The organism is Mycoplasma sp. Pen4 (genome assembly GCF_014352955.1).
GTDB lineage: Bacteria > Bacillota_I > Bacilli_A > Mycoplasmatales > Metamycoplasmataceae > Mycoplasmopsis.
On the sequence record NZ_CP060691.1, the window covers coordinates 594085 to 610059 of the forward strand.

General features: G+C 34.6%; 16 protein-coding genes, 1 rRNA gene and 1 pseudogene. All 18 read right to left on the reverse strand.

Annotation, left to right across the window (positions count from 1 at the left end):
- Positions 1-62: 62 nt before the first annotated feature.
- Complete coding sequence (gene rplW, locus H9M94_RS02340; RefSeq protein WP_187469356.1) at positions 63-536, reverse strand: 50S ribosomal protein L23; 474 nt, start codon at positions 534-536, stop codon at positions 63-65.
- The gene (rplD, locus tag H9M94_RS02345) at positions 536-1213 is read right to left on the reverse strand and encodes a 50S ribosomal protein L4 (protein ID WP_187469357.1); all 678 of its coding nucleotides are present in this window, start codon (positions 1211-1213) and stop codon (positions 536-538) included. Before rplD ends, rplW begins: the two co-directional genes overlap by 1 nt.
- 170 nt (positions 1214-1383) lie before the next feature.
- A pseudogene (gene rplC, locus H9M94_RS02350) lies at positions 1384-2007 on the reverse strand (50S ribosomal protein L3); the annotation flags it as partial.
- Positions 2008-2036: 29 nt separating this feature from the next.
- Positions 2037-2351 (reverse strand): 30S ribosomal protein S10, encoded by a 315-nt coding sequence (rpsJ, locus tag H9M94_RS02355; RefSeq protein ID WP_187469863.1) that lies wholly within the window; start codon positions 2349-2351, stop codon positions 2037-2039.
- A 203-nt stretch (positions 2352-2554) separates the two neighbouring features.
- Positions 2555-2896 carry a thioredoxin family protein gene (locus H9M94_RS02360; RefSeq protein ID WP_187469359.1) on the reverse strand — a complete coding sequence of 114 codons (342 nt, stop codon included), beginning with the start codon at positions 2894-2896 and terminating at the stop codon, positions 2555-2557.
- A gap of 30 nt (positions 2897-2926) precedes the next feature.
- Positions 2927-3844, reverse strand: a complete 918-nt coding sequence (locus H9M94_RS02365; RefSeq protein WP_187469360.1) for a hypothetical protein — start codon at positions 3842-3844, stop codon at positions 2927-2929.
- Positions 3845-3846: 2 nt separating this feature from the next.
- On the reverse strand, positions 3847-5499 hold the full coding sequence (locus H9M94_RS02370) for a ribonuclease J (RefSeq protein WP_187469361.1): 1653 nt from the start codon (positions 5497-5499) through the stop codon (positions 3847-3849).
- A gap of 165 nt (positions 5500-5664) precedes the next feature.
- The gene (gene pyk / locus H9M94_RS02375) at positions 5665-7098 is read right to left on the reverse strand and encodes a pyruvate kinase (protein WP_187469362.1); all 1434 of its coding nucleotides are present in this window, start codon (positions 7096-7098) and stop codon (positions 5665-5667) included.
- A gap of 194 nt (positions 7099-7292) precedes the next feature.
- Positions 7293-7655, reverse strand: coding sequence for a 50S ribosomal protein L17 (rplQ, locus tag H9M94_RS02380; RefSeq protein ID WP_187469363.1), 363 nt, complete (start codon positions 7653-7655; stop codon positions 7293-7295).
- A gap of 1 nt (position 7656) precedes the next feature.
- Positions 7657-8667 (reverse strand): DNA-directed RNA polymerase subunit alpha, encoded by a 1011-nt coding sequence (locus tag H9M94_RS02385; protein ID WP_187469364.1) that lies wholly within the window; start codon positions 8665-8667, stop codon positions 7657-7659.
- A gap of 23 nt (positions 8668-8690) precedes the next feature.
- Positions 8691-9080, reverse strand: a complete 390-nt coding sequence (rpsK, locus tag H9M94_RS02390) for a 30S ribosomal protein S11 (protein ID WP_187469365.1) — start codon at positions 9078-9080, stop codon at positions 8691-8693.
- Positions 9081-9082: 2 nt separating this feature from the next.
- On the reverse strand, positions 9083-9451 hold the full coding sequence (gene rpsM / locus H9M94_RS02395; protein ID WP_187469366.1) for a 30S ribosomal protein S13: 369 nt from the start codon (positions 9449-9451) through the stop codon (positions 9083-9085).
- Positions 9452-9473: 22 nt separating this feature from the next.
- On the reverse strand, positions 9474-9587 hold the full coding sequence (gene rpmJ / locus H9M94_RS02400) for a 50S ribosomal protein L36 (RefSeq protein WP_187469367.1): 114 nt from the start codon (positions 9585-9587) through the stop codon (positions 9474-9476).
- Between the two features lie 16 nt (positions 9588-9603).
- Positions 9604-9804 carry a translation initiation factor IF-1 gene (gene infA, locus H9M94_RS02405; RefSeq protein WP_370576696.1) on the reverse strand — a complete coding sequence of 67 codons (201 nt, stop codon included), beginning with the start codon at positions 9802-9804 and terminating at the stop codon, positions 9604-9606.
- A 15-nt stretch (positions 9805-9819) separates the two neighbouring features.
- Complete coding sequence (gene map / locus H9M94_RS02410) at positions 9820-10566, reverse strand: type I methionyl aminopeptidase (protein ID WP_187469369.1); 747 nt, start codon at positions 10564-10566, stop codon at positions 9820-9822.
- A 32-nt stretch (positions 10567-10598) separates the two neighbouring features.
- On the reverse strand, positions 10599-11264 hold the full coding sequence (locus H9M94_RS02415) for a nucleoside monophosphate kinase (RefSeq protein WP_187469370.1): 666 nt from the start codon (positions 11262-11264) through the stop codon (positions 10599-10601).
- Positions 11258-12646: a preprotein translocase subunit SecY gene (secY, locus tag H9M94_RS02420; RefSeq protein WP_255483441.1), complete on the reverse strand. Its 1389-nt coding sequence runs from the start codon at positions 12644-12646 to the stop codon at positions 11258-11260. Before secY ends, H9M94_RS02415 begins: the two co-directional genes overlap by 7 nt.
- 162 nt (positions 12647-12808) lie before the next feature.
- Positions 12809-15698: ribosomal RNA gene (locus H9M94_RS02425) — 23S ribosomal RNA — on the reverse strand.
- Positions 15699-15975: the final 277 nt, after the last annotated feature.

Consider the following 15975-nt stretch of genomic DNA (forward strand, 5'->3'; position numbering starts at 1 on the left):
TTTAATTTAATTTATTTTCATTAATTTGATTTGATTAATTTGACCTTAAAGTTCATCGGAGATTATTCTCCACCAACTTTACGTTTTGTTGTAGTTTTTCTAGTTGTTGTTTTAGCAGTTTTTGTAGCTGTAGATTTTTTAGCAGCCATTTTTGCAGCAGCTTTTTTCTCAACTTCAGCAGCTTTTTTAGCTTTTGTTACTTTAGCTTCTTCTGCCTTTGCTTTTGTTTCTTCTAAAACAGCAGCTTCTTCTGCCTCACCTGGGATAAAGTTAAGTTTGTCCCCATCAACGATTGTAACCATTGCTTTTTTGTAACGGTTTGTAAATCCGTGGAAGCGACCTACGTTTTTAGGTTTTTTATCAACTTTAATTGTGTTAACTTTAGCAACTTTAACTTGGAAGATTGCTTCAACAGCTTCAGCGATTTGGTGTTTGTTAGCGTGGAAGTCTACTTTAAAAGTGAAAACTCCTTTTGCTCTAGCAATGTCTGATTTTTCTGTTAAAACTGGAGCTTTAATAATTCTTGTTAATTCCATTATTTAACTTTCCCTTCTAGAAGTTTTAATGATTCTTCTGAGATGATCATAACATCAGCACCAATAATACTTTCAACTGTTAATGAGTTTGCTCTAGTTGCAAAAACATTTTGTAAGTTGCTTGCTGATTTGTAAACTGTTTCGCTTTCTGTAACGATTAAAATGTGTTTTAAGTTGTATACATTTAAATCTGTTAATTGTGCTACTAATTCTTTTGTAGAATATTTGTCAACTGGTAAGTTGTTAACGATAACTGCATTATCTCTAGCTAATAATGTTAAACCTGATACGAATGCTGCAAGTTTAACTTTTCTGTTAACTTTAAGTGAGTAGTTTTTGTTTGATTGAGGACCAAATGCTCTACCACCACCTACGAACACTGGTGTTCTAAGTGAGCTAGTTCTAGCACGTCCTGTACCTTTTTGTCTTCAAGGTTTTTTACCGCTACCTGAAACTTCAGCACGGTTTTTAACTTGGTGTGTTCCTTGTCTTCTTGATGCTCTTTCTGAAAGAATTGAGTCGAAGATTGCTTGTTCATAAATTTTTTCGCTTGCAAATAATTTTGCAGGTAATTCAGCTTTGAATGCTGGTTTTTTAACATTCTTTTCTTTTGCTACTGTTACTTTTTGAGATTTTGGAGCAGCTTTTTTAGCTGTTGTTTTCTTTGTTTCAGCCATAACTATTTGTCTCCTTTTTCTTCAGCTTCTTTAATTAAAGCAGCAAGTTCATTTGAATGCATTCCAACTGTTACTTCGATGTTGAATTTTTTAGCTTTTTCGATTAATTCGTTCATTAAGATAACTTCGTGCATATCAACAAGTTTTACACCTTCGTGGTTTGGAAGCCCTTTAACAGCTTCTTTAACTACAACGAATGATTTTTTAGGTCCAGGAATTGACCCTTTGATTAAAAGTAAGTTATTTTCTATATCAACTTTAATAACTTCTAAGTTTTGAACTGTTGTTTTAACATGTCCAAGGTGCCCAGGCATTGTCATACCTTTGAAAACTCTGTTTCCGGCGATGTCCCCAAGTGACCCTGTTTGTCTAACAGGTTGAGAACCTCCCCCTCCACCGTGAGATTTTGGCCCAATGTGTTGATTGTGTCTTTTAATTGTTCCGGCAAAACCTTTACCTTTTGATGTTCCTGTTACATCAACAAGTTCTCCGGCTGTAAAAATGTCAGCTTTAATTTCACTTCCAAGTTCGTAACCTGACATTCCACGAACTTCTTTAACGAAGCGCTTAGGTGTTGTGTTAGCTTTAGCAAAGTGACCTGTTTCAGGTTTGTTGAAACGGCTTTGTTTCTTGTCAAATACTGCAAGTTGTAAAGCTTCGTAACCGTTTTTGTCATTAGTTAAAACTTTTGACACAACATTTGGTTGTACTTCTATTACTGTAACTGGGATGCTTTGTCCTGTTTCAGTAAAAATTTGAGTCATACCAACTTTACGTCCTAAGATTCCTTTCATATGTTCTCCTTAATAAAATGGTACTAAATTTATTTTTGTTTAACTTGAATGTCTACACCAGCTGGCATTTCAAGTCTTTGTAATTTATCTGTTGTTTCAGCAGAAGGATCGGTAATTACAACTAATCTTTGGTGTGTTCTGCTTTCAAATTGTTCACGAGATTTTTTGTTAACGTGAACTGATCTTAAAATGGTAATTTCGTCTCTTTTTGTAGGTAAAGGAATTGGTCCACTAACTTTAGCAGCACCTGTTGATTCAGCTAATACTACAATTTTCTTAGCAGCATTATCAACAAGGTTGTGATCAAAACCTTTAACTTTGACGTTTAATGTCATTTTGCTCATTTGTTGTCTCCTTTGTTCTTTTTGTTTGAACATAGCTCCTCATAAAAACCTAAAATGTCCTCAACAACATTAATTGGCATTTTAGCAACCTTATGATTCATTGCTATAGTTGCTTACATATTATAATGTAAAACAAGAAAAACGGAAAGGTTTTTTCCGTCTATTTATTTTAACAACTGCTGTCGGTGTATCGACACTATTTTTTACTGCATTCTTTTGTTAATTCAACTGCTTAAAACTTGGCTAGGAATATACTCATAACCCTTCTCAATTATCTCGTCACCTTGAAGTAAAATCATCGTTGGTACTCTTAATACTTTTCATTTTGTATCAGGGTTTCTGAATAATTTTGCTTCCTCTGCATCAACGTTTATAAAACGGATATTTCTATTTTCTGCAAACTCATTTGAAATACCTTCGATAATAGGTTTCATCATCTTGCAATCCCCACATCATTCTGTTGTGAAATTAAGAAAAATTAATTCCTTCGATGGGTTTTGCTCAATAATTTTTTGAGCGTCTTTTCAAGTCATTTTTTCAATCATATTTTGCTCCTTTATTGCTATATTTTAATTTTAAAATGATTTCTGTTGTTTTTGTGTTTCATAGTTATAAAAATCTTTAATGTGTTCATCTGTTGCAAATGCTTTAACACTATTAAAATTTTTCTTGTATGGTGTTTTAGTGTAGTCAATTTGAATCTTACGTGAGATAAAAAATATAAAGTTCATTAAGCTTTTTATGTTGTCTGTGAGTAACATATCTGACTTATGTTTTATTAATGTTATCCTTAAATCGTTAAGCGATTCTTTGTTTAAAACTTTATTAAGTCAAACATATTTTGATTTCAAAATCACAGCTACAAAAGCGGCTATTAAACATAAAGATAAAACAATATTTAAAATTGATGATACAGCAATTAATTGTGTGATATTCAATATTGTATCTCAAATAAAACCAACATGATAATACATGATTTTTTGTTCTTGGTTAAATTGTTTTCATCAACTATTGACAAAGATATTTTTCATTTCAGAAATATTAAATTCATTATTAGGATTGTAAAATCATTGCAAAACTAAGTAGTCTCAAATGATTATCATCGCGCTCAATAATAATGCTAATTTAATTAGCTTTTTCTTAAAAGTATACCAATGGTATTTAATGATTGGATTGACAAATTTAATTGCATAATTATGATATTTTCAATCAAGAGCATTGAGTATTAAGATTAATAACGTTAAAGGTAAGATTATAAAAATTGTGTTACCTAATCATGAATCAACTGCATAGACATAAAATACTTTTAGACCATAATTTAAGTGATTAAAAGCGAATAAGATTGTTAAAGTTGTAATTAGGATCCATAATGCAAAAAGAACAAACAAGATAACTTTGTTTGCTTTTTTATAATAGTTTTTAAACTCAGTTGTCTCAAGTTTTTCAACTAATTTAATATTTAGTTTCTTTAATAGTTCTTTTTGTTTTAGCATAATTAAATTGAAGTTAAAGTTAAAGTAACCATTGGGTCCTTGTCTGTAGACTTAAAGATTCTTTTTCTAACTGTTTTACGAATTCTCTCATTAAGTTCACGCATATTAGGGAATGTTTTGGTTTTTAAGATATCAATGATTGTTTCTTTGATTAAATTATCTATTGCATCTTGCTCGTGCTTGTCAATAACACCTAAATAATCAATATGAATTTGACCAACAATTCTTTTTGTTTTAGGTGAGTAAACAGCATTAATAACTATAACACCTTCACGCCCTAAAGCTTCACGTTCTGCAATAACTTCTTGCGAAATATCTCCAACACCAAATCCATCAATAATTGTGTTACCAACTTCTTTTATTTTACCATTGTGGCTAAAAATCTTACCATCAACAAAGTGTGCTATTTTACCATTTTGTAAAACTAATGGTGATGTTGTAAATTGTTTGTTTGATTCCTCAACGATATAGTTTGATGCATCTACTAAATAACGATAAAGGCCTTGTGTAGGAATAAAAATATCTGGATTAATAGTTTTACATAATTGGAATAAATCTTCACGTGTTGGACGCACATAGAAATAATCCTTATCTTGGACATCATAAAGATGAGGTGTGATTCTAGCTATTTCGTCCATCATGTAAGCATATTGTGATTCTAAACCATTAACAGGTGGTGCCATTAAAATAACTGAATCATTATTGTTTATTTTTAAATAAACATCCTTGTTATCTGTGATTCTAAGGAAACGTGAGTATAAACGTTCTGTTGTAGCTGTAACTAAAACAACTGCATTTGGGGCCTTTTGAATTTGTTTATGATCGATAATTTCAGGTAAGTCTAAGTTTGGTGAAATTTTACGTACTAAATAAAGTAATTCAGCATAATTTTTACCATATGCAACAACTGGACGGTTGTATTTTTTAGCTAAGTTTAAAACGTGTTGGATAGATACCATTTCTTCGCCATATGCACCTACGATTATGCGATTTTCATCACTTGTTGATGCAAAAACTTTTTGGATTAATTCTGTGTTGTTAAACTTATCTAATGCACGTCCTGATGTATGACTTTTACCTGCATCAGTAACTAAAGCAGAGACCTTACGATTGTTGAAAAATTTTAATAATGTTTTAAAGTTTGTCTTACCGTAAATACCTAAATCACCTTCTATGTAGTTAAACATGAAAACATAATCACCTGAATTGGTTTGAAAATTAAAACCAACATTACCAGGCATTGATCCTGTAAGTGTAAAAGATAATACATCAACAGAGCCAATTTGTGTTTTGTGTTTCAATGCTACTACTTCATAGTGTTCATTATCAATACCATATTTAGCAATTCTTTCAAGAATCATAACTTTATTGAATGCTGATGTATAAACTTTGAGATTAGGTATTCTCATTAAAAGTCATGGTAAGGCGCTGAATGATTCGTTTTTAATATCTGTGATAAAAATCCCTTTGATACGATCTTTGTTTTTTTCTAAGTAAGAAAAGTCAGGTATTAATGTATCTACACCATTGTTAGATTCAATTGGTACTTTTACCCCTGCGTTAATTACATAAATGTCATTATTGTGTTCGAAAACATAACAATTCTTACCGTTCTCGTCTTGTCCACCTAATGCAAAAATATTCACATTTTCCATATGTTTCTCCTTGTTAAATAAATTGATTATTATTAATGAATTTTAAATTTAAAAAAGTGTTAATTAAATACTTTAATTAATTTAGTTAATTATATAACAAATAGAAAAAAGTGCTTAAAATTAGATACAAAAAAAAGCGCCTTAACGGCACTTCTTGTAAGAATATTATTTAACTTCGTGCTCAGTCATGTTGTCGTTTTCAACAACTAAGTATTTGTCACCTTTTTGAATTCCGTAAGGTTCTAATGCTGAAACTGCGTTTTCGTGATCTTTTTTGATTAATGGGAATAATGCTTCTGAGTCAACTGATGCTCAAACACTTGAGTAAGCACCAAATGCATTAATTAATAATGGATCATTTACAACACCGATAATTGTTGAGTTAGGTCTAAATTTAGCAACTTCTTTAAGTAATGCTCCTGTTCTTGAAAGAACAACAACAAATTTGTAGTTTCCATCTTTAGCTTTTTCAGCAATTTTGTGCGCTAATTCTGAACGTTTGTTTGTTTGATCTGAATTTGCTCAAACTTTTTCAAGTTGAATATCGTAGTAGTTTCTTGCGTAGAATTCTTTTTCTGCTCTTCTTGAGATAGCTGACATTGTTTTAACTGCTTCTAATGGGAATAATCCGTTTGCTGATTCTCCTGAAAGCATTGTTGAATCTGCACCTAATTCTACTGCGTAGTAAACATCTGTTACTTCTGCACGTGTTGGGTGAGGTGTGTTTTCCATTGAGTCAAGCATTTGTGTAGCAACGATAACTGGTTTACCAGCTTCACGACATTTTCTGATCATAATTTTTTCATAGTATGGAACGTCGTAGTAAGGGATTTCTAATCCTAAGTCCCCACGAGCAACCATGATTCCATCTGATGCTTCGATGATTTCATCAATATTTACACAACCAAGGTGTGATTCAATTTTTGAAATAATTTGTACGTGTGATCCGCCGTTGTCATCAAGTAATTTTCTAAGTTCTTTAACGTTTCTTGCTGAGTTAACGAATGATGCAGCAACATAGTTAATTCCTGATTTAATTCCGAAAATAACGTCGTTAATGTCTTTTTCTGCTAAGAATGGAAGTGAGAAGTCAACACCTGGTAAGTTAACACGTTTGTTTGTTTTTAATTTGTGTGTGTTTTCTGCTCTTACTTTAACGTATCCTTCACCAACTTCTGTAACAACTGTTGATAATTTACCGTCGTCGATTAATACTTGGTTACCAACTGATAAATCTTGTGCCATATCGTAAGCAACAGTAATTTCTGTTGGTGTACCTTCGAATGATGTGTATTTTTCTGTTGTTGTGTGGATTAAAACTTCAGAACCTGATGTAACTACTTGAGCTCCATCTTTCATTTTTCCAATACGAATTTCAGGACCTTTTGTATCAAGCATTAATGATACTGGTACTTTAAGTTCTTGTGAAACTCTTTTTCCTAATTTAAATTTATTTAATTGTTCTTCATGTGAACCGTGACTAAAGTTAGCTCTAATTGTTGTAACACCGTTTTCAACTAATGATAATAATGTTTCGTAGTTATCACTAGATGGACCAATAGTAGCAACTAATTTTGTTCTTTTTTCAGTAATTTTCATAAAAACTCCTAGTTTGTTTTTTATATTCTTATTTTATCACTTTTTGTTAGACTTTAATGCATTGATTTTTGAACTATTTCATCTATGGTGTGGTTGTTTTGGTGGTTAATACAATAAGTTTTTCTTGTTTGAAAAAAGTTAATAAAAAATACTCACAAATTATTGATGTGAGTATTTAAGTATGTGAGTTTGAATTATACTAATTCAATAACTGCCATACGTGTTGCGTCACCTTGTCTACGAGGTAACTTGATAATTCTTGTGTATCCACCGTTTCTGTCTTTGTATTTTGGTGCAATATCACTAAATAAGTATGATAAAACTTCTTGTCCATCTTTTGTTTTGATTGGACGTACAAAGCTTGCAACTGCACGTCTGTTAGCTAAAGTAGGGTTTTTAGCTTTTTGAATCATTCTTTCAGCGTGTCTTCTTACTTCTTTTGCTCTTGTTAAAGTTGTTACGATTCTTCCGTTTACATATAATTCACTAACAAGTGAACGCATTACACCATTTCTTCATTTAGTATCACGTGAATAAATTTGTGTTGGATTTGCCATTTTATTCATCTCCTTCTTTTAATTCATAACCATATTCTTTAAGTTTATCTACAATTTCTTGAATTGATTTTTTACCTAAATTTTTAGTTTGTTCAAGTTGTTGCATGCTTAAGCTTGCTATTTCAGATAATTTTGTTTTCTTAATTCTCTTAAGTGCGTTAGCTGAACGAACTGAAAGATTTAATTGTGAAATATCAATATCATCTTCTTGTTTTGCTTCTTCTTTAACTTCTTCGACTTCAAAAATATCTACATTCATACGATCTACATCACCAATAACTTCAAATAAACCAATTAAAATTTCTGATGCCGATTTAATTGCATCTTTAGCTTTAATTGTTCCATCTGTTGTAACAATAAGATCAAGTTTTTCTTCAATTTTAGGTGAAGCTGAGTTCATCTCTGTAACTGTATAACTAACTTTTTTGATTGGTGAGAATTTAGAATCAACAGCAATGAATTCTGCTTTTTTATCAGAAATGTTTGTGTCTAATTCTGCTCTACGTTTTTGTAAATATGATTTGTTTTGATCGAATGTCATAAACCCACGTCCTGGACGTAAGTAAATTTCAAGTTTTAAAGCACGATCTGACATAACTTCAGCAATGTGAACATTACGGTCAACAATTTCTACACCTGGGTGTGAAACAACTTGCATTGAAGCTGATGTAACTGGTCCCATTACGTCTGATTGTAATGTTACTTTAACGATTTCATCATCTCCAACAATTTCAGGGTTGTATGTAAAACGAACATCCCTTAGGTTCATTAATAAACTAGGTACATCTTCCACTACATCTTTAATTACTTGGAACTCATGGTTAACACCTTCAATTCTTACACAGAAAGGTGCTAATCCAGTAATGCTTGAAAGAAGAACTCTTCTTAAAGCAACACCTAAAGTGTTAGCAAAACCTCTTTCAAGTCCTTGTAATGAAAATTCTGTAACGAAATCACTAGTTTCTTTAATTTGTGGTTTTTCTAGGTAAACCAATTTTTTCATTCTTTCCATTTGTACCTACTTTCGATTACGAATTATTTTCTTGCACGTTCACGTTTTAAAATACGTTTTGGTGGACGTGTTCCGTTGTGAGGAACTGGTGTAACATCTTTAATTTCTGTAACTGTAATTCCAGAAACTTCGATTTGTTTTCTTGCAGCATCTTTACCTGCTCCAAGACCTTTTAATTCAACTTTAACTGATTTGATTCCGTGTTCTTTAGCAGCTTCTGCAGCAGCTTGAGCAGCTAAACCAGCTGCATATGGAGTTTTCTTCTTAGTACCTTTGTATCCGATTGCTCCAGCTGAAGATCAAGCAATAACATTACCGTTTTCATCAGCGAAAGTAACAATTGTATTTTGGTTTGTTGAGTGAATATGAACAACCCCATTAGTAATGTTCTTTTTCTTTGATTTACGTGCCATTATTATTTACCTTTCTTTCCAGCTACAGTCTTTCTTGGACCTTTACGTGTACGAGCATTCTTTTGAGTACATTGTCCACGTACTGGTAACCCTTTACGGTGTCTCATTCCACGGTAGCATTTAATTTCCATTAAACGTTTAATGTTTAAGCTAACTTCTCTACGAAGATCTCCTTCTGTTGTGTAATCCTTAGCAGCTTCACGAATTCTTGATAATTCTTCTTCTGATAAATCTTTAACACGTGCATCTTCGCTAACATTTGCTTTTGCACAAATTTCTTTTGCGAGTGAATTCCCAATACCAAAAATGTATGTTAATGAAATAACAACACGTTTATTGTTAGGAATTTCGACGTTTAAAATTCTAGCCATTTAATATCCTTTCCTACTTAAATTATCCTTGTCTTTGTTTGTGTTTTGGTAATACACAAATTACACGGATAATTCCTTTACGTTTAATAATTTTGCAGTCTTTGCACATTTTTTTAACACTTGCTCTAACTTTCATATAAGTTTCTCCTTAACTATTTGTGTCTGTATGTAATACGCCCTTGTGTTAAGTCATATGGGCTTACTTCTACATCCACAGTATCACCAGGTAAGATTCTAATGTGATTTACTCTCATTCTACCTGATATATGAGCTTTGATAATTGCGCCGTTTTCTAATTCTACTGAATAATCATCCATACTGAATGCTTCTTTGACAACAGCGGTGAATTTGATTGCATCTTTAGCCAATTAAATTCCTTTCGTAAGCACAATACCTTTGTTATTTTTGATTAAGATTGTGTGTTCGTAATGAGCTGTATTCTTTTTATCAGCGCTAATGACAGTTCAACCATCTCTTAGTGTTCTTACACCGGGAGATTGTGTAATCATAGGCTCAATACAAATTACCATCCCATCTTTTAATAATGGTCCTGTGTCTTTTCTTCCATCATTTGGGACATTTGGATCTTCATGTAGTGCTCTACCGATTCCATGTCCACAAAATTCTGACGGAGTGTATAAATTATGTTTTTTAATATACTGACCAATAGCATAAGAGATATCTCCGACTCTTGCGCCTTTTTTAATTGCATTAAGTCCCGCTTTGAAAGAACCTTTTGCAACTTCAATTAATTTTAGGTCAGTTGCTGAGACGTTACCAACAGGTTTAGTGAATGCACTATCACTGTTGTACCCTTCTCAAATACATCCGAGATCAACTTTTACTAAGTCTCCATCTTTTACGATGTAATCTGAAGGTATCCCATGGATCAATTGTTCGTTGACAGATATACATGCTGTCGCTGGGAAACCATATAAACCTTTGAAAGCAGGTTTGGCTCCACGTTTAATAATTTCGTTAAAAGCTAATTGATCAATCTCTTTTAAAGAAACCCCTGGACTTACAAAGTCTCAAACAACTTGTTTAACTTCTGCCAAGATTTGACATGATTTTGTGATTTTTTCAATCTCGTTTTGATTTTTAATTGTGATCATTTTTTGATTAAATACTATGTATTTAAAAGTGTTTAAATTTTATCACTTTTTGTGACAATTGAAAGAACTTTTTGCGCCACTTCTTCAGGTGTTACAGAAGCATCGACAACATATAACTCGTTTTGTGCTTTGTAGTAATCTAAAAGTGGTTTTGTTTGTTCTTTATAAATGTCTAAACGATGTGTAATACGTTCAGGTGTATCATCTGGACGCTGTACTAATGAAGCACCACATAAATCACATACATTTTCTTGTTTTGGAGATTGGAATTTAACATGATATCCTGCTCCACATTGTGAGCAAGTTCTACGACCTGATAAACGTTCTAAAATAACTGATTCATCAACTTGTAGTTCTACAACAACAAATTCAAATCCTTCAAGGCTTTTAAGGAATTTAGCTTGTGCTGTTGTTCTTGGAAAACCATCAAGTATGAAAAATTTATTTTCGTCTCTTAATCTTTCAATTGCGTTTTTAACAATTGCATTTGTAATTTCATCTGGTACATATCCACCAGTTGTTACAATATTTTGAACCTTTAAACCAAGTTCTGTTTTATTAGCGATTTCGCTTCTAAAAATATTACCTGTTGATAAATGAACCAAATTACTTTCATGAGAAATAAGACCGGCTACAGTTCCTTTTCCTGCTCCGGGCTGACCCATAAAAATAATGTTTTTATCAATATTTTTTATCATAATAGCCCTTCAACACTTGATACAGTGTTACTTTCAATATTCTTTTGAGACTCTCTTTTAGCTTTTGAGAGTTTATTTGTTTTTAATCTAGCTTGTAATTGACTTACAGTTTCTAACGATACAGATACTAAAATCATAAGTCCTGTACCACCAAATGAGAATGCAGCAGGTAAAATACCAGCCATAATTTCCACGAATTGCATACTTCCTAAAATAAGTAAATAAATTGAAGAGAAAACACTTAAACGGAACACAATTCCAATTAAATAATCTTGTGTTTCTTCTCCAGGACGAACTCCGGGAATGAATGTTGAATTTTTAGCAAAATCCTCAGCAATTTTATCAACTTTAGATTGCTGAATACCCATAACCAAAGAAAACGCAAAGATGATAACCATTAATAAGGTAAATCCAATTGGTCTTGTAAATTGTAAGTTTTGATTAATTCAATTTTTAGACACGTTATCGTCTGGTAATAAATTAGCAATCATTGTAGGGAATGATAAAACCATCATTGCAAAAATAATCGGCATAATACCAGCTGGGTTAAGTTTAATTGGTAATTTACCCATTTCTTTTAGAGATTTTGAACGACCAGCTCCAACTTGTTGAATTGGTATATGACGCTCAGCAACATAAACTATAGCAACAATTAAAACAACTACAAGATAGACTATTAAATATGTTGAAAAGTTTACTATACCTACTAAAATACCACTTGGATTGTTCGCAGGATCAGCACCAATGTAATGCTCAAATGCACTTTTGAATTGGAAAGGTAATCTTGCTGCAATACCAGTGAAAATAATTAAACTTGTACCATTTCCTACACCTTTATTTGTAATTTCTTCAGAAATAAATAAAGCAAGTAATGATGCTGCAGTTAAAATTGTTGGAATCACAAAATAAGCAATAGAAGGTGATGTATTAGTAAGAGTTATAAATGCACCTCTTGTACCTGCTGAAAGTGACTTAACTAAGAAAATCGCTTGTGGATAAGCGATTGCCACAGTCACAAATCTTGTAATTACATTAATTTTTCTCCGTCCTTGCGGTCCACTTTGACTCAATTTATGTATAGGCGGGAATAATTTAGATTGTAAAAGCATCATTATTAAGGATGCATTAATGAAAGGACTAATACCTAAAGCGAATAACGAAAATTGGCGAAGTCCCCCTCCACCTATTAAATTTAGTGTATTTAGGAATGAGTTTTCTCCAATTACATTTTCGTTTCCGACTTTAATGTAAGGAGAAGTAATCGTTGTACCCATGATATAAACCATAAGTAAAAAACTTGTAAAAAGTATTTTCTTTAATAATTGCTTATTGGTTCAAAAATCACGTCATGAGTTGTGCAAGCGATAGAGTAAATTTCGCAATGTTTATACCTCATTTTCTTTGTTATTAATTTTCAAATGTATTATATTAGATTTTCTTATTTTTTAATGCAAAAAAGCAAATAAAAAAGCCCTTTTGGGCGTTTATTCTTTGAAAACTGAACAGTAATTAATAATTCATTAAAATGCCTTGAATACATTCTAACTTTTAAACCTATCAATTTATTAGTAATGGTCAGCTGAATGTGTTACCACACTTACACTTCCATCCTATCAACCTCGTAGTCTACAAGGAATTTCAAGGGAATACTTATCTCTGAGGGGGCTTCCCACTTAGATGCTTTCAGCGGTTATCCCTTCCGTACTTAGCTACCCAGCTATGCTCCTGGCGGAACAACTGGAACACCAGCGGTACGTCCACTCCGGTCCTCTCGTACTAAGAGCAGCTCTCATCAATATTCCAACGCCCACATCAGATAGGGACCGAACTGTCTCACGACGTTCTGAACCCAGCTCGCGTACCGCTTTAATTGGCGAACAGCCAAACCCTTGGAACCGACTCCAGCTCCAGGATGCGATGAGCCGACATCGAGGTGCCAAACCTTGCCGTCGATATGATCTCTTGGGCAAGATAAGCCTGTTATCCCCAGGGTAACTTTTATCCGTTGAGCGACTGCCGTTCCATGACGTACAGCCGGATCACTAAGTCCTGCTTTCGCACCTGCTCGACTTGTAGGTCTCGCAGTCAAGCACACTTCTACCTTTGCGCTCTACATACGGTTTCTGACCGTATTGAGTGTACCTTTGAACGCCTCCGTTACCTTTTAGGAGGCGACCGCCCCAGTCAAACTACCCACCACGCACTGTCTCCCCGCCGGATTACGGCGGCAGGTTAGAAACTCAACATACCAAGGGTGGTATTTCAAGGTCGACTCCTCTAAGGCTAGCGCCTTAGTCTCACCGTCTCCCACCTATCCTACACATGTTAGGCCAAGTTCCAATACGAAGTTGTAGTAAAGCTCCATGGGGTCTTTTCGTCTTGATGCGGGTACCCAGCGTTTTCACTGGGACCATAATTTCACCGAGTCCAATGTTGAGACAGTTGAGAGATCATTGCGCCTTTCGTGCAGGTCAGTATTTAGCCGACAAGGAATTTCGCTACCTTAGGACCGTTATAGTTACGGCCGCCGTTCACCCGGGCTTCACTTCAATGCTTCGCTTAAAGCTAACAAATCCGCTTAACCTTCGGGCACTGGGCAGGCTTCACCCCCTATACATCATCTTGCGATTTAGCAGAGAGCTGTGTTTTTGATAAACAGTTGCCCCTCACAATTTACTGTGGCCAACCATAGGTTGGCACCCCTTCTCGCGAACTTACGGGGTTAATTTGCAGAGTTCCTTAACATTGGTTTTCTCGCTCGCCTTAGAATACTCATCTTGGGAACGTGTGTCCGTTCTCGGTACAGGTACCTACAACGTTATAACGTTTAGAAGCTTTTCTTGGAAGCATGAAATCACACAATTCAGCGATTAAGCCTATGCATCATAACTCCCGGTTATAGAGACCGCATTTTACTAATCTCACCAGTTGTTATTTACCCCCAAATCCAATAATGGGTAGTGTTATCCTTCTCCGTCACTCCATCACTTGTTGCAGGTAGTACAGGAATATTAACCTGTTGTCCATCGGATACGCATTTCTGCCTCTCCTTAGGTCCTGACTAACCCTGGGTGGACGAACCTTCCCCAGGAAACCTTTCCCAATAGGCGTTGAGGATTCTCACCTCAAATCGTTACTCATACCGGCATTCTCACTTCTTAGCGCTCCACCAGTCCTCACGGTCTGACTTCGCCGCACTAAGAACGCTCCTCTAACGTACTAAATTGTACCCGTGGCTTCGGTATTGTGTTTTACTCCCGTTACATTATCGGCGCAAGATCTCTTGACTAGTGAGCTATTACGCACTCTTTAAAGGATGGCTGCTTCTAAGCCAACCTCCTAGTTGTTTATGAAATCTCACAACCTTTCTGACTTAACACAATTTTGGGACCTTAGCCGACGATCTGGGTTGTTGCCCTCGCGAGCCGGGACGTTAGCACCCCGGTTCCGACTGCATGATAATACACAATGATATTCGGAGTTTGATTATAGTCAGTACCGCTAGGCGCGGCCATTCCATATTCAGTGCTCTACCATCAAAGCTTAACATCACACGCTAGCCCTAAAGCTATTTCGAGGAGAACCAGCTATCTCCAAGTTCGATTGGAATTTCTCCGCTATTCACAAGTCATCCGGGCACTTTTCAGCGTACTACGGTTCGGTCCTCCACTTAGGGTTAGCTAAGCTTCAACCTGCTCATGAATAGATCACATGGTTTCGGGTATATGACAACATACTAAACGCCCTATTCAGACTCGATTTCTCTACGGCTCCGCTTTTTCTCTGCTTAACCTCGCATGTTATCATAACTCGCCGGTCCATACTGCAAGATGTACGCCATCACCCATTAACGGGCTCTGACTAATTGTAAGTAAGTGGTTTCAGATTCTATTTCACTCCCCTCCCGGGGTTCTTTTCACCTTTCCCTCACGGTACTAGTTCACTATCGGTGTCTGGTTAGTATTTAGCCTTACCGGATGGTCCCGGCAGATTCAGACAGGGTTTCACGTGCCCCGCCCTACTCAGGATACTATCAGAAGACATTGCCATTTCACATACGGGAGTATCACCCTCTATGCTTAGACTTCCCATTCTATTCTGTTATAGCAATGTTTTGTAACTTCGTGTAGATAGTCCTACAACCCCAATTTAAAATTGGTTTGGGCTCTTTCATGTTCGCTCGCCGCTACTGATGAAATCATTTTTATTTTCTTTTCCTGTAGCTACTAAGATGTTTCAGTTCACTACGTGTCTCGCCAACGGAACTATGTATTCATTCCGCGGCAACTAGACATTACTCTAGTTAGGTTCCCCCATTCGGAAATCCCCGTTTCGTAGCTTATATCCAGCTCCACGAGGCTTATCGCAGGTAATCACGTCCTTCATCGACTTCCAGACCCAAGGCATCCACCACAAACTCTTACTTATTTAAAAGTTGTTATCAATATTTACCTATTGTTTGTTGATGTATTCAAAGACATTTTAATAAATTATTATTTTAAATAATAATTAACTCGGTAATCCAAAACAAATTGACTAATTTATTTTTGATGTCGTTGTTATATTAATTTATCTTTACTATTCAGTTTTCAAAGAACAAAGAGAGAAAGTTCTCTCAAAACTAGATATATCTAATGGACTATTAACATTAGAACATGACCGTTCATTTATTATTAAAATAAAATAGTCATAATGTGTAAGGTAATAACTT